The 19,607-nt window shown below is 50.1% G+C and carries 16 protein-coding genes; 2 read left to right on the top strand and 14 right to left on the bottom strand.

The genetic code is table 11. The annotated features are described in order from the left end of the window. Nucleotides 1-6 precede the first annotated feature (6 nt). Nucleotides 7-2,001, bottom strand: coding sequence for an excinuclease ABC subunit UvrB (gene uvrB, locus BN3910_RS00360; RefSeq protein WP_066923080.1), 1,995 nt, complete (start codon nucleotides 1,999-2,001; stop codon nucleotides 7-9). Then, nucleotides 1,998-3,203 carry a S41 family peptidase gene (locus BN3910_RS00355; protein ID WP_066923076.1) on the bottom strand — a complete coding sequence of 402 codons (1,206 nt, stop codon included), beginning with the start codon at nucleotides 3,201-3,203 and terminating at the stop codon, nucleotides 1,998-2,000. Before BN3910_RS00355 ends, uvrB begins: the two co-directional genes overlap by 4 nt. A 218-nt stretch (nucleotides 3,204-3,421) precedes the next feature. Here BN3910_RS00355 and BN3910_RS00345 point away from each other — a divergent pair, with 218 nt between their 5' ends. Beyond that, nucleotides 3,422-4,060, top strand: coding sequence for a thymidine kinase (locus tag BN3910_RS00345; protein WP_066923070.1), 639 nt, complete (start codon nucleotides 3,422-3,424; stop codon nucleotides 4,058-4,060). Nucleotides 4,061-4,096: 36 nt separating this feature from the next. On the opposite strand, the gene BN3910_RS00340 is transcribed toward BN3910_RS00345, so the two are convergent. Both BN3910_RS00340 and BN3910_RS00335 read right to left on the bottom strand, forming a co-directional pair. Next, nucleotides 4,097-4,723, bottom strand: coding sequence for an ABC transporter ATP-binding protein (locus BN3910_RS00340; protein WP_066923068.1), 627 nt, complete (start codon nucleotides 4,721-4,723; stop codon nucleotides 4,097-4,099). A gap of 1 nt (nucleotide 4,724) precedes the next feature. Continuing rightward, nucleotides 4,725-6,752, bottom strand: a complete 2,028-nt coding sequence (locus tag BN3910_RS00335) for a DUF1430 domain-containing protein (protein ID WP_066923065.1) — start codon at nucleotides 6,750-6,752, stop codon at nucleotides 4,725-4,727. A 438-nt stretch (nucleotides 6,753-7,190) separates the two neighbouring features. Here BN3910_RS00335 and BN3910_RS00330 point away from each other — a divergent pair, with 438 nt between their 5' ends. Then, the gene (locus BN3910_RS00330) at nucleotides 7,191-7,433 is read left to right on the top strand and encodes a thymidine kinase (RefSeq protein ID WP_066923061.1); all 243 of its coding nucleotides are present in this window, start codon (nucleotides 7,191-7,193) and stop codon (nucleotides 7,431-7,433) included. On the opposite strand, the gene BN3910_RS00325 is transcribed toward BN3910_RS00330, so the two are convergent. The 10 genes from BN3910_RS00325 to BN3910_RS00280 all read right to left on the bottom strand — a co-directional run bounded on the left by BN3910_RS00325 (nucleotide 7,430) and on the right by BN3910_RS00280 (nucleotide 19,574). Next, nucleotides 7,430-8,149, bottom strand: coding sequence for a B3/B4 domain-containing protein (locus BN3910_RS00325; RefSeq protein ID WP_066923058.1), 720 nt, complete (start codon nucleotides 8,147-8,149; stop codon nucleotides 7,430-7,432). The two genes, BN3910_RS00330 and BN3910_RS00325, sit on opposite strands and share 4 nt — an antisense overlap. Nucleotides 8,150-8,173: 24 nt before the next feature. Then, the gene (pyk, locus tag BN3910_RS00320) at nucleotides 8,174-9,934 is read right to left on the bottom strand and encodes a pyruvate kinase (RefSeq protein ID WP_066923055.1); all 1,761 of its coding nucleotides are present in this window, start codon (nucleotides 9,932-9,934) and stop codon (nucleotides 8,174-8,176) included. An 11-nt stretch (nucleotides 9,935-9,945) separates the two neighbouring features. Beyond that, nucleotides 9,946-10,905: a 6-phosphofructokinase gene (gene pfkA / locus BN3910_RS00315; RefSeq protein ID WP_066923052.1), complete on the bottom strand. Its 960-nt coding sequence runs from the start codon at nucleotides 10,903-10,905 to the stop codon at nucleotides 9,946-9,948. Beyond that, on the bottom strand, nucleotides 10,902-14,453 hold the full coding sequence (locus BN3910_RS00310; protein WP_075967936.1) for a DNA polymerase III subunit alpha: 3,552 nt from the start codon (nucleotides 14,451-14,453) through the stop codon (nucleotides 10,902-10,904). The genes pfkA and BN3910_RS00310 overlap by 4 nt, the downstream gene beginning before the upstream one ends. Before the next feature lie 67 nt (nucleotides 14,454-14,520). Then, nucleotides 14,521-15,258 (bottom strand): NAD-dependent protein deacylase, encoded by a 738-nt coding sequence (locus BN3910_RS00305; protein WP_066923050.1) that lies wholly within the window; start codon nucleotides 15,256-15,258, stop codon nucleotides 14,521-14,523. Nucleotides 15,259-15,284: 26 nt separating this feature from the next. Further along, a complete protein-coding gene (locus tag BN3910_RS00300) occupies nucleotides 15,285-15,752 on the bottom strand; it encodes an 8-oxo-dGTP diphosphatase (RefSeq protein WP_066923047.1) in 468 nt (155 codons plus the stop codon). A gap of 16 nt (nucleotides 15,753-15,768) precedes the next feature. Further along, nucleotides 15,769-16,416, bottom strand: coding sequence for a deoxyribose-phosphate aldolase (deoC, locus tag BN3910_RS00295; RefSeq protein ID WP_066923044.1), 648 nt, complete (start codon nucleotides 16,414-16,416; stop codon nucleotides 15,769-15,771). Between the two features lie 35 nt (nucleotides 16,417-16,451). Continuing rightward, nucleotides 16,452-17,159, bottom strand: coding sequence for a purine-nucleoside phosphorylase (gene deoD / locus BN3910_RS00290; protein WP_066923040.1), 708 nt, complete (start codon nucleotides 17,157-17,159; stop codon nucleotides 16,452-16,454). A 52-nt stretch (nucleotides 17,160-17,211) separates the two neighbouring features. Then, nucleotides 17,212-18,486 (bottom strand): glucose-6-phosphate isomerase, encoded by a 1,275-nt coding sequence (locus tag BN3910_RS00285; protein ID WP_066923036.1) that lies wholly within the window; start codon nucleotides 18,484-18,486, stop codon nucleotides 17,212-17,214. After that, nucleotides 18,483-19,574 carry a PP2C family protein-serine/threonine phosphatase gene (locus BN3910_RS00280; RefSeq protein ID WP_066923033.1) on the bottom strand — a complete coding sequence of 364 codons (1,092 nt, stop codon included), beginning with the start codon at nucleotides 19,572-19,574 and terminating at the stop codon, nucleotides 18,483-18,485. The genes BN3910_RS00285 and BN3910_RS00280 overlap by 4 nt, the downstream gene beginning before the upstream one ends. Nucleotides 19,575-19,607: the final 33 nt, after the last annotated feature.

Genomic DNA, 19,607 nt, shown 5'->3' with positions numbered 1-19,607 from the left:
ATTTGCTTAGGAAAGGCCATATTCGCGCTTCATTGCACGAATCGCATCGCGCAGGCGTGCTGCACGTTCAAAGTCCAGCTCTTCCGCGGCACGACGCATCTCCACATCCATCGTGGTGATCATCTGCATCAGATCTTCACGCGAATAGCTTTCTTTTTCTTCGGTCAGCAACTCGCCCTGATACTCTTTTAGCTCTTCCGCAGCAATTTCCGTCGAGATGCGAGCATGAATTTCTTTTTGGATGGTCGTAGGAATAATGCCGTGTTCCTCATTGTAGGCCTGTTGTAAGGCACGTCGACGCTTGGTTTCTTCCATCGCGGCCGCCATCGAATCCGTGATTTGGTCACCGTAAAGGATGACGTGGCCGTTGACATTTCGGGCTGCACGGCCAATGGTCTGAATGAGCGACGTCTCGGAACGCAAGAACCCCTCTTTATCCGCGTCTAAAATGGCAATCAGGGATACTTCCGGCAAATCCAGCCCCTCACGAAGGAGGTTGATGCCAATGAGTACGTCATAAGTTCCCAGGCGCAATTCACGCAAAATTTCCATACGCTTGAGCGTCTCGACATCGGAATGTAGATAAATCGCCTTCACTTTCGCTTCTTCGAGGTACTTGGTCAAATCTTCCGCCATCTTCTTCGTCAGCGTGGTGATCAGGGTACGCTCACCGCGTTCGGTGGTTTTTTGAATCTCCGCCATCAAATCATCAATTTGGTGCTTCGTTGGCCGCACTTCTACGAGCGGATCCAGCAGTCCCGTCGGGCGGATAATTTGGTCGACGGTCTGTGTCGCATGTTCATTTTCATACGGCCCCGGCGTGGCGGACATAAAAATCGCCTGCGGAACCAACGCTTCAAACTCATCAAATTTAAGAGGACGGTTGTCCAGCGCCGAAGGCAAGCGGAAGCCGTAATCCACTAAGTTTTGCTTGCGCGCACGGTCGCCGTTGTACATCCCGCGCACTTGCGGAATCGTCTGGTGACTTTCATCCACCATGAGAAGAAAATCCTTCGGAAAATAATCAATGAGGGTATACGGCCGAGATCCCGGCGGTCGACCGCTCATGGGCGCGGAATAGTTTTCAATACCGGAACAGAAGCCGACTTCCGTCAACATTTCCAAGTCGTAGAGTGTGCGCTGTTCGAGTCGCTGCGCTTCCACCAGCTTGTTTTCGCTTTGCAAAACGCTCAGGCGCTGTTGCAGCTCCTCTTCAATGCGTACAATCGCGCGTTTGAGCTTTTCTTTCGTCGTTGCATAGTGGCTGGCCGGATAGATCATGTAATAGCTTCGACCGCGCAGAATTTCACCGGTTAGAGAATTAATTTCCAAAATACGGTCAATCTCATCCCCGAAAAATTCGACCCGAATAGCCTCTTCATCGGAAGATACCGGAAAAATATCCACGACATCACCACGTACCCGAAAGGTTCCGCGCTGAAAGGCCACATCGTTGCGCACATATTGAATAGAGACGAGTTTGCGCAGAAAATCGTCGCGATCCATGGTCATTCCCGGACGCACAGAAACGGTCAGTTCCAGATAGTCTTCCGGATCGCCGAGGCCGTAAATACACGACACCGAGGCCACGATAATCACATCCCGTCGTTCAAAGAGAGACATCGTAGCCGAATGGCGCAATTTATCAATTTCATCGTTCACCGAAGAGTCTTTAGCAATGTAGGTGTCCGTCGCCGCCACATAGGCTTCCGGCTGATAATAATCGTAATAGCTGACAAAATACTCCACCGCATTGTGTGGGAAAAAGCCCCGCAGCTCTGAACAGAGCTGCGAAGCCAATGTTTTATTATGCGCAAGTACCAGCGTCGGACGTTGAACGGCCTGAATGATATTCGCCATGGTAAACGTCTTGCCCGATCCGGTTACCCCGCGTAAGGTTTGGTAACGGTCTCCGCGGCGCACACCCTCTACCAGCGTCTCTATGGCCTGTGGTTGGGCGCCCGTCGGTTGAAACTTGGATTCAAGCTGAAAACCGCTCATAAGCCCTTCACTTCTTCAATCGCACGCTTAAGCTGCGGATCTTCCTCCAAAAAGTCCGGACCGATGCCTTTCTCGTCTTCCGGCGCTTTTACGACGATATCCGGCGTGATGCCTTTGCCGTGAATCTTTTCTCCGTTCGGCGTAAGATATTCGGCCATGGTCAGCTTAAATCCGCCGTCTTTTCCGTCTTCGCCAAGAGGATAGATTTGCTGCACAATACCTTTTCCAAAGGTCGTCTCCCCGATGGATTTGGCGCGTTTATTGTCGCGCAAGGCACCAAGCAGAATTTCCGAGGCGGAAGCCGATCCGCCGTTGGCCAGAACAGTAAGCGGCTCTGTAAATTGTTCCGCGTCCGATTCACTCTTCTCTTCGTGACCCTTATTGTCTACGGTCGTGACGATGGTCGCTTTGCCCAGCAGACGATCTGCAATATCTTCACAAGTGTCCAACAGACCGCCCGGGTTGTTGCGCAAATCAATAATGAAGCGCTTCGCACCCTGTTTTTCGAGATCTTTCCACGCCTTTTCAAAATCGATAGCGGTTTCTTCATCAAATGAGGTTAATTGCAGATAGCCGATATTGTCCGGAAGCAGTTTACTGATCACCGTATCCACTTTGATCATTTCGCGAATGATGCGGACATGCGACGTCTGCGTTTTGCCCTGAATCACACGTTGGACCGTCAAGTCGACCGGCGTCTGCGGCTCGCCGCGCATCTGATCCGTAGCTTCTTGCAGATCCTGTCCCGTATAGGTGACGCCGTTCACTTCAATAATCTTATCTCCTGCCTTCACGCCCGCGCGTGCAGCCGGTGTATTGGCTATCGGGGAAACAACGGTGATCAGATTATCGTCACCTGCAGTAATGACCAGGCCGACGCCGGCAAATTTTCCGCTGGTGTCCTCCATCAGACGCTGATATTCTTCCGGCGTATAGTACTCCGAATAGGGATCGTTAAGGCCCCAGAAAAGTCCCTTGTAAATGCCGGTTTCAAGATCTTCCGGCTTATAGGAAAAGAGATAATCACTCTGGATGGCTTTGCGATACATGTCCAGGTTTTTCATGATGCGCTGATCGGTTTCCCAGTCGGCCGATGCTGTTCCGACCGGATAACCTTCCATATTGTGACCCAAAATAAATCCGCCGCTGCCAACCGAAACCAGGAGGAGCAACAGCAGTATGGTTTTCCCAAATTTTTTCATCGTCGTCTCCTTTTCTCTGAAAACTGTCCCGTTCATTATAGCACGGAACGCCAACGACATAGATAAAGGTCTCTCTCCGTTCCCCGTCTTTGTTTTCCTGTATCAGGATGCTCTCATAACGCCCCCAACGCTTTTCCCCTGCCGGTTGGATTCACACCTCGTTGTCTCCCCTTCTCTTGTGGTATAGTGAACTGACGCGTATCAGGAGGAAAAAACATATGGCAAAACTCTATTTTCGCTATGGCGCAATGAATTCCGGTAAATCGACCTTGCTTTTGCAGGTTGCCTATAATTATGAAGAACGAGGAATGCACGTTTTGCTTCTTAAGCCCGGCGTGGATACCAAAGGCGAAGACGAGATTGTTAGCCGTCTTGGCGTCCGTCGGCGTGTTGATCGCACCATCACGGAAGATACGGATTGCCGCGTGCTGGTGCAGGAGGAAAGCAAAAAGCGCCCTATCGACTGTATCCTTGTCGATGAAGCGCAATTCCTTTCTCGGCAACATGTTGAACAGCTTTTTGCTGCCGTTATGGACACCCGTATCCCTTGCATTTGTTATGGCCTGCGTACCGACTTTCGCGGCGAAGGCTTTCCCGGCAGTCAACGTTTGCTGGAACTCGCTCATTCGCTGGAAGAGCTCAAAACCATCTGCCATTGCGGACGAAAAGCCATCATGAATATCCGTCGCGTAAACGGGAAAACCGTCTTTGAAGGCGATCAAGTCGTCATTGATAACAACGCCACCGTCGAATATGAAGCTGTCTGTGGACAGTGTTTTCTTGCGGAGCGCAGAAAACTGGGCGAAGTTCCCTTGGCAAGCCTGAATGAGGATTATCCTCTCCCCAACGAAGAATAGGGGATGGTTTTCTCCTCAAAAAGCCATCTCTTCTTTTTATGACAGAGCGACGACTTCGTCTGCTCGCTCCCAAATCGACGGACTATGTGTTGCAATGATGATGATTCGCTTTTCATCACGCATACGAAATAAAAGTGCTAATATTTCTTCTGCCGTTTTCGGATCTAAAGACGCGGTAGGTTCATCGGCAAGCAGAAGCGGAGGTTCCTTAAGGAATATCTTTGCTAAGGCGATGCGTTGCGCTTCCCCGCCCGATACCGTATACACTTTCGCTTTCGGATTCAACTTTTCCAGTCCGACCGTTTTCATCACGTCATCAAACCGTTTTTGTTTCTCTGCCTTTGTCAGCTTCTTTCCAACAAGACCCAGCCGTAGGTTTTCTTCAATGGATTCTTCCGGAATCAATCCGGAATTTTGGAATAAATAACCCAACTGATTAGCAAAAAAACTATGATCTTTTATCGTATGGATTGGTTTCCCGTCAAGAAGTATCTCTCCCTGATCATAGGGCTCCAATTTTGCCATCATATTCAGTAATGTTGTCTTTCCCGATCCGCTTCGTCCGATGAGTGCATAGATTTTCCCCGGATGAAAACACTGGCTGAACCGAGAAAAAATAACACGCTTGCCAAATGCTTTTGTTACTTCTTTGATCTCCAGCATTTCATTCTCCTTTCAATACGGTTACCGCCATTTGATTTTCTCGTTTCCTTTGCCAAAAGAGTAGAGCTATAGACAGTACAACAAAGGTGCAAGAAACCGTCGCGACAACCAAAACACTCTTTATCAACAGCCATAACGCCATTCCGACCAGAGAATACAAAGCAAATTGTAACGCCAGGTAGCGCTGATGATTCGCAAGAAACGAAACCCCGGATAGGCGATATAGAAATATTTTGCGACGAAATTCTTCAAAATACATTCGATTCATCGATATAAAAATCACGATGGCAGTAAAGAAGCCCATCATTGTGGAAATTATCATCGTCAACAGCTCAATGGTATAACGTCGCGTTGATTGCTCATATACACTTGCGCTCTCCTTAACATGAGAGATCCATTGCAAAACGCCCTCTTCGCGCAACATCGATTTATAGGGACCTTCTTTATGCAAAAACAGATAATAGTCGAGATCCCGTGCCCACATTATTTTCAATGCAAAAGAATCTCCGGTAGACTTTGGTGTGAGGACAATAAAAACCGGTGCATTCACAAACTGCTCCGTCGGGAAACCAATTTGATTAAACAGGAACACCCTCTGCAAGTCGGGAATCTGCACCGTTTTAGCATGCATTGTCCGACTTGCCGTTTCGTCTTGATTAGCGGCATAAGGCCCATTCATGAGTTGAACCGCACTCTTCTCTATATCCTCCGTAGATTCTGCTAAAGATTTGGGCACCAAAAGGGCGAATTCCCCTTGCTCAAGATTATTAATGGTTGATCGTACTTTTTCATCCAGAGAAATGGACTCCGCTTCAAAATAGGATGGACTGACATAAAGCAAACGCTTCTGCAGGTCTCTTATTTTGCGTTCTTGTTCGCTATTCCCAGATGGATTGATGTCTACAAATTCACCCATCTCATTTTTCACAAAAACCGTTTCCTTCTGTTGCAACGCTTTCTCGATGAACGAAAACCATGCTTCATCTCTCCGCTTCTGCTCGTTTGCATCTTTAGAGAATGCAGTCTCGCTGAAAGAAAGATTCACATATTGCTTTCTCTTCGCCCATTCCGCTTTCGCTTCCAAGAGTCGAATCGTCGCAGGCAATAGCTTTTGGCTTTGATTGACGCCAAAACCAACGTTAAGCATTGCTGCGGCTTGCCCGAGCAGGAGAATCACCAAAATTGATTTTGCCGGAACCTTTCCCTTTACGAGTTCCACCAGGCGAGAGGATTGTAAAATGCAAAGAAAGAGCAAATGAAGCAAAAAACCGACAGCAAATAACACACCCAGATACAAGAGAAGAGCAGCCCCCACATACTTCATAAATGCTGTGTGCCAGAATTGGAAGGCAACCATGATCATATTCGCAGTCAGGAAGGCGATGCCACCGGAAAACACCATCGCAAGAAGATCTTCTCTGATACTTTTCCGGAAAAGATCTCCCTTTCGTATCCCGGACAACAGACGAATGCCTGCCGCCGGAAGATCATGTAAATGATCCAGAATTTCTACGGCAATAAAGAGCAAAAGAAGAAGTCCGAAGAACAGAAGCGCGGAAGCACTGACAAGATTGGCTGCGACACGGGCAAAAACGGAACGATGAGGAAAAAATTTGACAGGATCATCGGACAGAGATGCAAGTTCTTGCGCCAACTTCCTCTGGCTCAAAGCGCCTTCATAAATAATCACCGATCCGGCACGATCCGCATCCTCAATTTCCTTTATTGTCGCGGAGTAAAAACCGGCTGGTGTTGTTTTCGTACCGAAGAAGACATACTTAAAGGCCGTTTCTGATAAAGAGGCTACAGAAATACGGCGCGCCAGAACACTATGATTCTCTTGGGCGACTTGCTCTAATTTTTCACTGACATCATCCCACGTTACATTTTTCTTCACCGATTGAAGTCTAACCGATGGAAAAGAGGAATACAGATAACTGCGCTGATTAAAATAAATCATCGTTATTGCTAATAAGGAGATCGCAAGTGTACTGAACAGCAAAGAGAAAAACAATCTTTTATTTTTCATCGTATCCTCCTCTGGAAAGCCATGTATTAGAGGCGATTACTGACCAGATTTTTTATTGATGGACGAAACAAGGCATCGTTCTATTGCGATGCCTTGTTCCTTTGCAATATAAATTGCGTATTACCTGCAAACATCCATCACAAAATATGATATTCTTGAACGCGACAAAGCAGTATTTTCTTTAGAATCCATAGTCGAATTCAATGTGCTCCCCAAAGTTAAAATTAATAAAAGCTTTAGAAGTGCCCCCGGCGGATGCTGTGCCACGATCCGAGGTTGCATCACTGTCTCCTACTACCGATGACCAGTTATTAAACTCCTTATCGTTTTTAAGCAATCACAGTCGACCTTCTTCATGACCCCACTTTTCATTTCCAACTTAATTATAAATATTTTTTTAATTCGTGTAAACTTATTGCTATTTGTATTGGAAGAATTATGTGCACTCAGTTAGAGCCTGCTCATTCGCTGGAAGAGCTCAAAACCATCTGTCATTGCGGGCGTAAAGCCATCATGAACATCCGCCGGGTAAACGGTCAAACCGTTTTTGAAGGCGACCAGGTGTGCATCGACAACAGCGCCACCATCGAGTACGAGGCCGTCTGTGGACAATGCTTTCTGGCGGAGCGAAGAAAACTGGGCGAAGTGCCTTTAGCAAGCCTGAAGGCGGATCTTCGCTAAATTTCTACTTCTCTGTTCTCCGCCGTAAGAACCTTCTTTACCGCTACTTCCGCGCCCAAATAACGCTTCCCGTCTTCGGCCAGTCGATCAAGAATGGCAAGTAAATCGGCATGGCGTGTCGGATCAACGCTTTCTACGATCAAAAATGCCTTCTTCGTGTTTTCCGTAAGCATGGTGCGCTGACCATCACGCCAATTCCAGCAACGGCAGACCGCTCCGGCATCATCCAGGTAGCACAGTTCGCCGGGCAACGTGGGATTGTTCTCTGCATCCCCCAGCGCGAGAAAAGCATCGCCACCGTTTTCAGAGACCGTCAAACGCAAATCACCAACAAAGCAGTCGATATCTTCACCGCCGACCGGAAGTGCATAGGTAAGGGAAGCCGTATTATAAATGTCCACAAGTGGATTGATGCAGGATATCTCATTTCCTTTGTAAACACGGGTAAGCAGCGCTTCGATGGAAGAGCGATTGCCTTTTTTCTTTTTGAATTTTTGAAAAGCCTCTCGCCAGACCGCAATCACCTTACTTTGACTAATAGGCGTAGTGTCCAACCACTGTAAAGCTTTTTTGTTGGCTTGCTGCAGTTCTTCTTTTAATTCCGGATGTTCGGTATAAACGGCATCCGTATTGTTCACGTTTTTCAAGACCACAACACCGATTTCCGCTTCCGGGAAAAGCGTCCAAAACGATTCTTCCGTAATAAACTTCGTCATTCTTTCTCCCTCGTTTTCTTTTTCCTAAGCGAACGCCTGAATCCCCTTATATACCACTCCGGTCGAAGCATCGACCGTAACTTCTTCGCCTTCTTCCAACAGTGCATAAGCGTCCGTCGCGCCCACAATGGTCGGAATGTTGTAATGCCTGCCGAGAATGGCCGCATTGGACGTCAATCCGCCTTCTTCCACAACGACGGCGCCCGCTTTTTCAATGTATGCAATCATATCCGTTCCGGTCGTTCGGCAAACAAGGACACTTCCGGGAACAAAAGAATTCTTGATTTCGTCCACCGTGGAGCCGTGAACGACGTTGCCGGAAACAATACCCGTACCGATACCGGTGCCGGAAACAACAATATCGCCAATCGTGTGCACTTTGATGAAGTTGGTCGATGCGCCTCGGCCGACGGGAATGCCCGCAGTGAGCACGATTTGATCTCCCTGATGACATATACCCGTGGAAAGCGCCGCCAAGATAGAACGCTCAATGAGTTCGTCGGTTTCTTTGGATACGGTGGAAAGCACCGGTGAGACGCCCCAGACAAGCGACAGCTGATGGTAGACCGCCTCCTGGGGGGTTACCGCAATAATGGGTGTCACAGGACGGTAGCGGGAGATCTGGCGAGCGGTAAATCCGCTGGCGGTCGATGCCACAATCGCGGCAAGCTGTATCTGTTGGGCAATAATGCAGGTGGAACGGGAAATGGCGCTCGAGACATCAATACTCACCCACATATCCCTATCTTCAATAGTACGCAGAAAATCCGGCGATTTCTCCGTCGTTTCGGCAATGACACGCATCTGACGTACCGCTTCCACCGGATATTTTCCCGCAGCCGTTTCTCCGGAAAGCATGACCGCATCCGAACCATCTAAAATCGCATTGGCAACATCGTTGACTTCCGCACGCGTCGGACGAGGATTTCTCTGCATGGAATCCAGCATTTGTGTAGCGGTGATGACCGGCTTGCCGGCTAAATTGGCTTTACGGATGATCTGTTTTTGCACCAGCGGAACGCGTTCCGTGGGAATTTCCACGCCCAGATCGCCGCGCGCAACCATAATGCCGTCGGCAACATTCAAAATATCGTCCAGATTATTCACGCCCTGCTGGGACTCAATTTTGGCAAAAATGAGCACCTTCTCACCGCCATGCTCTTCACAAAGCGCCCGAATGGCCAAAATATCTTTCGCGGAGCGAATAAAGGAAGCAAAAATAATTTCGATGCCTTCCTGCAAGCCGAACAGAATATCGTCACGATCCGTATCCGTCAATGCCGGAAGCTGAATGTCCGTCGCCGGCACATTCACGCCCTTGCGGTTAGAAATCACGCCGTTATTGTTGGCTTTGCAATGAATTTCCGTGCCATTTTCAACCGAAAGCACTTCCAATTCAACAAGACCGTCATCAATGAGAATGCGCGTTCCCGCCGCGACGTCCTCCGGAAGACCGGCATAAGAGATATGTACGATGTCCTTGGTTCCCACGACGTCCCGCGTAGTGAGCGTAAACACATCGCCGGTCGACAGTTCGACCGCTTCGTCATTCTCAAACGTCCCAATGCGAATTTCCGGCCCCTTGGTGTCCAAGGCAATGGCAAGCGGCACGTGCAATTCCTCTCGCACTTGATGCAGCGTTTCCAGTTTTCGCTTCTGTTCCTCATGCGTGCCATGTGAGAAATTCAGGCGCGCAACATTCATTCCTTCTTTGACTAACGCTTTTAAGCAGTTCGCCTCTTCCGAAGCGGGGCCTATGGTACAGACAATTTTTGTTCGCTTCATCGGCACTCCTTTCAGCTGGACAGCACTTGCGCCATTTCATACAATTCCTGATTAAAAGTGTGCGGCACCGCAATGGCTTCCAAAATCGGCATGGTGAAAATTTCTTCTCCGCGCACGCCGATAGCGATGGAACTCGATCCGGCCAACAACTCTTTCACGGCCCGATAGCCCATGACACATCCTAATTTCGCATCGGTAAAACTTGGGCTACCACCGCGCTGCACATGGCCCAAAATGGTAAGTTTGGTTTCCACACCGGTTTTCGCTTCAATCTCTTTTCGCATATTGTACGGTTCGCCCGTTCCCTCGGCAAAAACAAGAATGTGATGGCGTTTGCCGCGCTTTCGCCCGCGAATAATGCGATCGGTAATTTCCTGCATGGAAAAGTCGTGTTCCGGCACGATGATGGTTTCCGCTCCTCCGGCAAGACCCGCATAGAGAGCGATATCGCCGCAGTGGCGTCCCATCACTTCAATGATATTGGCACGACCGTGTGAGTTGGAGGTATCGCGCAATTTACCGATGGACTCAATGACCGTTTCGACAGCCGTATGAAATCCGATGGTATAGTCGGTATACCCCAAGTCATTGTCAATGGTGCCCGGAATACCCACCGTACGAATACCGCGTTGATGCAATTGTGCCGCCCCCTGAAATGAGCCATCTCCACCGATGACCACCAACCCGTCTACGCCGAATTGCTGCAGAATGCGCACGGCTTTATCCTGTCCTTCCGGCGTTTGAAACTCTTCGGAACGCGCGGAGCCTAAAATCGTTCCGCCTTTTTGAATAATATCGGCAACGCTGGAAACATTCATTTCATAAATATCGCCACTCATCAATCCATCATAACCGTAGCGAATGCCTTTGACGCGCAGGCCGGCATCAAAAGCGGTGCGTGCCACGGCACGAATTGCCGCATTCATGCCCGGCGCATCGCCACCCGACGTGAGTATGCCAATCGTCTTCATTCTGTATCCTCCTGTATCTCATTGAATACGACATTGTGCTCGCCGAAGCGCTGTGTGAGCTCCTCCAATAAAGCGGAAGTACCGTCTCCATAATACCCTTTCGGGATGGAATAGGCTCTTTCCTGATCCACAAAATAGACAATCACCGGAACCGATCCGGGATGTTTTTGCAAAATGGCCGTCATCGCTGCATAGTCTTTACGATCCTGTCGTGGCAAACGCACATACAGTTTCGCGTTTCTGTTGGATTTCGCTCCTGTTTCCTCGGATGCCGCCTCCACAGTTTCCACTGAAGACAATGAGGTAGGTACCTTAGGCTCCCCTTGCGCTTTTGGTGCGGACGGCAACTCGTCCTTGGCCCAAAGTCGATCCACCAATAAATTGACTTCGTCCTCTCGCACTTGCAACGAACCGCTTAACAGCAAGGGTTCTTCCATGTGAATGCGATCGCGATATGAGGCGTAGACACGCGGGAAAACCACACAGCGCAAACTTCCTGTGCGATCTTCCACTTCAAGGAAGCTCATTGCCTCCTGTTTCTTGGTCAGCAAATCACGCTTTCCGCGCACAATGCCCGCAAAGCGTACTTTTCGACCATCCAGGTGATCGCGATTCTCCTCTTCCAACAATTCCTCCGTCGAAAAGGTCTGGAAAGGTGCAAACGCCGCTTCATATGGCGCAAAGGGATGTCCGGAAAGATAGACGCCCAATACCTCCTTTTCGTAGGCGAGTCGTTCGGGAACACCGTATTCCGGAACCGGCTTCGTACGCCATCCGCCCGGATCTTCCAAAGCGGAAAACGTGCCGAAGAGCGATTGCTGGCCGCTTAGATTTTGCCGATGCGCCGTTTGAATGCCGGAAAGCGACATCTCCAAGTCCGCCATCATCTGGGCGCGATGCGCACCGAATCCGTCACAAGCACCCGCATAAATAAAACTTTCCATGGATTTGCGATTCAGCGCATTGCTGTCGACATCGCATATGCGGCGCATATACTCTTCCAGAGACGTGAACGGACCGTCTTTTCGCGCTTTCACCGTCGCCTCCACAATGGCGCTACCGACGTGCTTAATGCCCAAAAGGCCGAAACGCATGGCATTTTGTTCCACAGAAAACTTGCCGAAAGACGCATTGACATCCGGAGGTAGCAATTTTACCCCGATACGTTCCGCTTCGCGAATATAGAGCGACATCTTGGAAAAATCCCCCATCACGCTGGAGAGCAGCGCGGCAAAATACTCACAGGGATAGTATCTCTTCAAATAGCCGGTCTGCACCGCCAAGAAGGAGTAGGCCACCGAATGCGATTTATTAAACGCATACTTGGCAAAGGCAATCATCTGGTCGAAGATTTCATTCGCAACCGTAGCGGGAATGCCGCGGCGCACACATCCCTCAATCGTAACGGTTCCGTCTGATTCTGTTTTGCCGTGCACAAAATATTCCCGGTTTTCTTCCATAACGGCCATTTTTTTCTTAGACATGGCACGGCGCAAATTATCCGCACCGCCAAGCGTATAGCCGGCCAGTTGCTGCACAATCTGCATGACCTGTTCCTGATAAACAATGACGCCGTAGGTTTTTTCCAGTATCGGCGCCAGTGCCGGATCCAGGAAGCGCACCAACGCCGGATTATGCCTTGCCTCGACATAGGTCGGAATTTGTTCCATGGGTCCCGGACGGAATAAGGCGTTTGCGGCCACCAGATCGTCAAAACGCGTGGGTTTCAGCTGCGAAAGGAAGCGACGCATTCCCGGCGACTCGAATTGAAAGAGGCCGATGGTTTCGGCATCCTGAAACTGTTTGAGCACTTCGGGATCGTTAATGTCCATGCGATCCAAGTCCGGACGCGTTCCCGTGCGTTTTTCAATCATATCCAGGGCATCGTCAATGACGGTAAGGTTACGTAGACCGAGAAAATCCATCTTGAGAAGCCCAAGCTCCTCCAATTCGATCATATTGTACTGCGTCGTCACCTGGCCGCTATTTGTCGACAACGGTACCAAATTCTCCACCGCTTCGCCGGCAATGAGAACGCCTGCCGCGTGTGTGGACGTATGGCGCGGCATTCCTTCAATGGCGCGAGCCAAATCCACCAGACGATGATGCATTTCATTTTCCTGATAAATCTGTCGGAAATCGGGGCTTTCTTCCAATGCCCGATCCAGTGTCATCTTTAACGCATTGGGGACGGCTTTGGCAATGCGATCGACGGTACCGAGCGGCATATCCAACACCCGGCCGACATCCCGAATGGCCATCTTGGCCGCCAGCGTCCCGAAGGTGACAATCTGTGCTACTTTTTCGGCGCCGTAGCGTTGTTTGACGTAATCGATCACTTCTTCCCGGCGCACATCATCAAAATCGATGTCGATATCCGGCATGGATACGCGCTCGGGATTGAGAAAACGCTCAAAAAGGAGATCAAAACGCAACGGATCAATGCCGGTAATGTCCAAAGCATACGCCACAATGGATCCGGCGGCGGAACCGCGCCCCGGTCCGACGGAAATGCCGTGCGTCTTCGCAAAATGCACAAAGTCGGAAACGATGAGAAAATAATCCACAAAGCCCATGGAAGAAATGACATCGAGCTCATGCTCGGCGCGTGCAACCGCCTCGCCGGAATCCGGATATTTTTTCTTCAGGTTTCCCCGAACCAGCCGACGCAAAAAGGTTTCATGGTCTTCCCCGCCGGGCACTTCAAAATTGGGCAAATGCGGCTCGTGGAAGGGAATCTCGACATTGCAACGCGCGGCAATGCGTGCCGTATTCGCGATGGCGCCGTCGTAATCGCCCAAAACGGCTTCCATCTCTTCCGGGCTTTTCAAATAAAACGAATCGTTCGGAAAGCGCATCCGCTTTTCCTGGTCAATGGTAGCACCGGTTTGAATACACAGCAAAACATCATGTGCTTCGGCATCTTCCTGACGCAGATAGTGGCAGTCGTTGGTCGCTACTAAACCAATCCCCGTTTCTTCATGAATGCGCGCAAAAATACGGGCGACCGTCGCCTCTTCCCGCAATTCATGATGTTGAATTTCCAGAAAAAAGTGATCCTTACCGAAAAGCTGCTCGTAGCGCAGCGCCGTTTCTTTCGCCACTTCATAGGAACTGTCCAGGGCGCGCTGTGCGCACTCCCCGGCAAGACAAGCCGACAGTGCGATCAGACCCTCATGATATTTTTCCAAAGTGGAAAAATCCACACGCGGCTTATAGTAAAAGCCCTCCACCCAGCCGGTGGAGACGATTTTCATTAAGTTATGATAGCCCGTCTCATTCTCGGCCAACAGCACGAGATGATAGCGCGTGCGATCCTTGCGATCGAAACGATCTTCCGTCACGTAGATCTCACACCCGATAATCGGCTTTATTCCCGCCTCCTTGGCGGCCTTGTAGAATTGAATTACGCCGAACATATTGCCGTGATCCGTGATGGCTACCGCTTCCATCCCTTGATCACGAACGGTATCCATCAACCGGTCAATACGGCAAAAGCCGTCCAGCAGGCTGTATTGTGTATGCAAATGGAGGTGTGTAAAGGTCACCGGTCCCTCCTGTCCGTGTTCGCCTCTTCAGCGACGAGAAAATCTGTTTCGTTCTTTCCTCGCGTTTTCAATCTTCCACCAAAGCCGGTAAAATTTCGGCGATGTTGCCGTGTATCGCAATATTCGCCCGCGAATCTGCCGGTGTAGGGTCGCGATTAAGAAGTATGAACTGATGACCGCGATAATAATTCAAGAGACCCGCAGCCGGATAGACGACAAGCGATGTACCGCCTACGATGAGCGTGTCGGCTTTCGCAATGGCCTGAATGGCACCGAGAAATACGTCTTCATTGAGCGGTTCCCCATAGAGCACTACGTCCGGGCGCATAATTTCCCCGCAAATCGGGCAAAGTGCGCGCCCCTTTCCGGCCATAAATTCTTCAACGGGCAGATGATGCCCACAAGCGGGACAGTAGATGCGCGCCATATTGCCATGCACTTCAAAAACGCGTTTGCTACCGGCGCGTTGATGCAGACTGTCGATGTTTTGCGTGACCACCGCATCGAGCTTTCCTTCCTGCTCCAGGCGCGCCAACGCCAAATGGGCGCCGCTTGGCGGAACCTGATAGCTGGCGATGCATTCACGAGTAAAATCCGCAAAGCCGTCGGGATCTTCGATGCTAAATTCATGACTGAAATAATATTCCGGAGAATGCTCACGCTTCATGGTGTGATAGAGGCCGTTTTCTGAACGAAAATCAGGAATACCCGAAGCCGTGGAAACGCCGGCACCGCCGAAAAAGACGATGTGGGAGCTATCCTTGACCCAGGCTTTCGCTTTCTTCATCGCGTCTGTAAATTCCATGGCTTCCTCCTTTGGTTTGTGCATCATCACCGAATGAAGGTGACCTCGCCTTTTTTCCCGTCGTTGACGGTAATCAGCACCTCTTTGGCTTTTCCCTGATAAATTTCCAGCATCTCATCCATGGAATCGCTCTTGGGTTGAATCGCCAGAAAAGAAGAAAACGACATCCATTGCAAACTGCCTTCCGGCCCGGCAACCACGTCGCCGGAAAAGTCGTCACAACGATATAAGAGTCCCAGTTGGCGCAAAGGTTTATCCTGATGCAGCCAATGCACCATGCCGACGAGATCCACCCGACCGAGGGTGAGACCGGTTTCTTCCCACGCTTCACGGCGCATGGCATCGGTCAGACTCTCATTCGGTTCCACTTTGCCGCCCGGAAAGGTCAGCCCTTCCCAACCTTCTTTTTTGACTTTATCCAACACCAAAACAGCGCCGTCGGCACGCTCCAACATCACCATGTTGAGCAGCTGAACGTCTTCTTGTCGATGCATGCTTTCCTCGAATTCGTTACTTCATGCCTTCCACAATGGCGATGCCTGCACTTGCGCCGATGCGCGTTGCTCCGGCTTCAATCATAGCGAGGGCTTCTTCTGCGGTATGAATGCCGCCGGAAGCCTTGACTTCGGCGCTCTCGCCTACCGTTTCCTTCATCAGGCGCACATCGTGCACCGTCGCACCACCTGTCGAGAACCCGGTAGAGGTTTTCACAAAATCTGCGCCACCCTGAATGGCCAAAACACAGCCCAGCGATTTTTCTTCGTCGGTCAACAGACACGTCTCCAGAATGACCTTCAGGATGCGATTGCCACAAGCGGCCTTGACCTGAGCAATATCTTCGCGCACGTATTCGGTGTCCCCGCGTTTGAGCGCACCCACATGAATTACCATATCGATTTCATCGGCACCGTTTGCTACCGCATCGCGCGCTTCGGCCGCTTTTGCTGCCGTTGACATCGCGCCAAGAGGGAATCCGACCACACAGCACGTCTTCACATCCGACCCGGCAAGACGTCCGTGCACCTGTGCGACAAAAGAGCCGTTTACACAACAGGAATAAAAGTGATACTGCAATGCCTCAACACACAATTTTTCAATTTCTTCCGGCTGTGCGTCGGGTTTGAGCAACGTGTGATCGATCATGCGATTGATCTGCATAGTTTCCTCATTTCTATTTTGTTTCATTCTTCAAACTACACGGCCAGTGCAATTTCCATCATGGCGTGAAAACTGTTCTGTCGTTCCTCGGAGGTGGTTTCCTTACCGCTGACAAGAGAATCGGAAATGGTGAGAATGGCCAGCGCATCGACGCCTGCGGAGGCTGCCAGAGCGTAGAGAGCGTACGTTTCCATTTCCACAGCCAAGCAGCCCATATTTGCCCATTTTTTCCAATGGGCTTCACTGCTGTTGAGCGGATTGTAAAAAACATCGGTGGAAAACACATTGCCCACATGTACGGTTTTTCCCTGTGCATCGGCTGCCTGTGCAGCGCGCGAAAGCAGATTCCACGAGGCAATAGCGGAATACGTACCGTTTAAGGCATAGGGAAAGGCAATACGCGAATCGGTGCAGGCCCCTTGCGCAAGAACAAGATCATACAGATGCAGATCCTCACGCATCGCCCCCGCCGAACCCACACGAATCAAGGTCTTTACGCCATACGCATGAATCAGTTCATGTGCGTAAATGGACAGCGAAGGCATACCCATGCCCGTGCCCATGACGGAAACGCGCTCTCCGCGATAGAGGCCGGTATAGCCCAGCATATTGCGCACGCGATTAAAGCAAACCGCATCGGTCAAATACGTCTCGGCAATGAATTTTGCGCGCAACGGGTCACCCGGCAACAGGATTTTTTCCGCAATTTCGCCTTTTTCTGCTTCAATATGTGGTGTGGCCATGTTTCCTCCTTATTAAGTTCCATAGGAAAAAGCGGTTACGAACGCGCTCTTATTAATAGCCCGGTTTACCTAAGCGTTGGAACATATTTGTCTTGTACTGCTCCACGCCCGGTTGATTGAAGGGGTTAACGCCCATGGCATAACCTGTAATACCGATGACCGTTTCAAAGAAATAGAGCATAGCGCCGAGATTTTCCGCATCCAGTTTGCGGAAAACCAGCAGATGATTGGGCGCCGCGCCGTCATAATGCGCCTGACGCGTCGCTTCCATGGCCTGTTCATTCACCTCATGCATGGACTTGCCGGCAAGATAGTTCAGCCCGTCCAAATTATCCGCTGTACTCGGCACGGCCACATCCTTGTCGACTTCGGCAAACCACACTACCGTCTCAAAAAGGATGCGCGGACCTTCCTGAATCCACTGCCCCAAGGAATGCAGATCGGTTGTATTGCTGACGGATGCCGGAAAGAGACCTTTGCCCTCTTTGCCTTCACTCTCGCCCGCCAATTGTTTCCACCATTCCTGGATGTAGTGCATCTTCGGTTCATACGACACGAGAATTTCGATGTTTTTTCCTTCTTCCATGAGCGCCAAACGGGAGGCTGCATAGCGAAGCGCCGGATTCGTTTCAAAATTGGCCTCAAGTACCGTTTTTCGCATCGTTCTTGCGCCTTCAATCAATGCATCCACGTCGATGCCCGCCGCAGCAATCGGCAACAGACCTACAGCCGTCAGGACGGTAAAGCGTCCGCCGATGTCATCCGGAACAACAAAGGTTTCATAGCCTTCTGCATCGGCCAAAGTCTTGAGGGCACCGCGCTTCCGATCGGTTGTGGCAAAGATGAGAGACTTGGCTTTTTCTTTGCCGACATTTTCTTCAAGCAATGCCTTGAAATGACGAAACGCCACAGCCGGTTCAGTGGTGGTCCCGGATTTGGAGATGACGTTGATCGCAAAGGTCTTCCCCTTAAGATGCGCTAAAAGTTCCACGGTTTCCTCGGCGCTAAGCTGATTGCCCGCAAAAAGAATTTCCGGTTTTTCCTTTTCATACGATGGGGAAAGCGCCTCAATCACCGCACGGGCACCGAGATACGATCCGCCGATGCCGATGACCACCAGCGCCTCCGCTTCATTGCGAATACGTTTTGCCGCTTCACGGATGCGCGACAGTTCTTTTTGATCCACCTCTTCCGGCAGATCCACCCAACCTAAAAAGTCATTGCCCGCGCCGTTCTTTTGCACCAGCGTATTGAGGGCGGCCAACACCTGTTCTTTCTTTTCTTCCCGAGCCTTCGCCATTCCGGCCTGTGACAAGTCCAGCTTCATGCTTTCCTCCTTTGATTCTCAACATAGACAATCGCAATGTCATCCTTGAGTTGCTCTCCAGTATATTGGCGCAAATCGTGGACAATCGTCGGTAACGTGTTCTTTTTTGTACTGAGCAATAAACGGCGCAGATTTTCTTCGCCGTATTCGACGCCCAATGCATTCTTCGCTTCAACCGCCCCGTCGGTAAAGAAAAGAAAACGCTCTTCTTTATGCATGGGACGAACGTGCTGTTGATAGGTATACCCTTCCAGGGGGACCGGCGAAATGAGTTTGCCTGTGGCAAACAAAACATCCAAATCCCCATCGCTTTCCACCATTGGCAAACAATGATGCCCTGCATTCGCGTACGTCAAGGTGTTTTCAACGGTGTCAAAGACGGCATAAAACAGAGAAAAATATTGTCCGTCGTCCATTTGGATTTCGTAAAATCGATCGCGCAACGCATGCAAAACCTGTGCGGGCTCGCGAATTTTTTCTTCTTCCAGAATAGAACGCATGGTCTGTCGGACGAACATAGTCAAAATCGAAGCAGATACACCGTGGCCGACCACGTCGGAAATATAGAAGCCCAGGCGGCCTTTGCCCAGCGGCACAAAATCAAAGAAATCGCCGGAAAGCTCTTCACTGGGCATGTAGGCAAAGTCGAATTGCAAATGCCCGAATGACTTCATACGTGGCAGCATTTTTGTTTGGATGGTCCGCGCCAAGGCAATTTCTTTTTGCCATTTTCGGTCCCGGTTCATCAGCTGCATGGTAATGTTGTTCTGGATGGTGGTGTCGCGAAACACTTGTATGGCTGCAGCGACTTCGCCATCTTCATAAATAGGCGAATTCATCACGGAAAACACGTGTCCGGCAACACAAAACTCCGTTCTTGTGACGGTGTGCTCAAGAAACGGACCTGTTGCTGTGGACAGCGGAAAAATTGGCCTTCCCTTACTTTCTACCTGATTAAAACGTAAAAGCGCCTCGTTTTCAAAGAGAATACGTCCCCTACGATCGACGACGCGCACATAATCTTCCATCGCATTCAAAAGAGTGGTATCGGTAAGAAAGGTCTGCTCTTTTATTGTGGTATTTTTCATGCGCTCCTCCCTCGCCGTTCCCGTCATTATCTT

Origin of the sequence: Murdochiella massiliensis, from assembly GCF_900059565.1 — a bacterium.
Lineage (GTDB): Bacteria > Bacillota > Clostridia > Tissierellales > Peptoniphilaceae > Murdochiella > Murdochiella massiliensis.
This window is presented reverse-complemented; position numbering and strand designations above follow the sequence as displayed.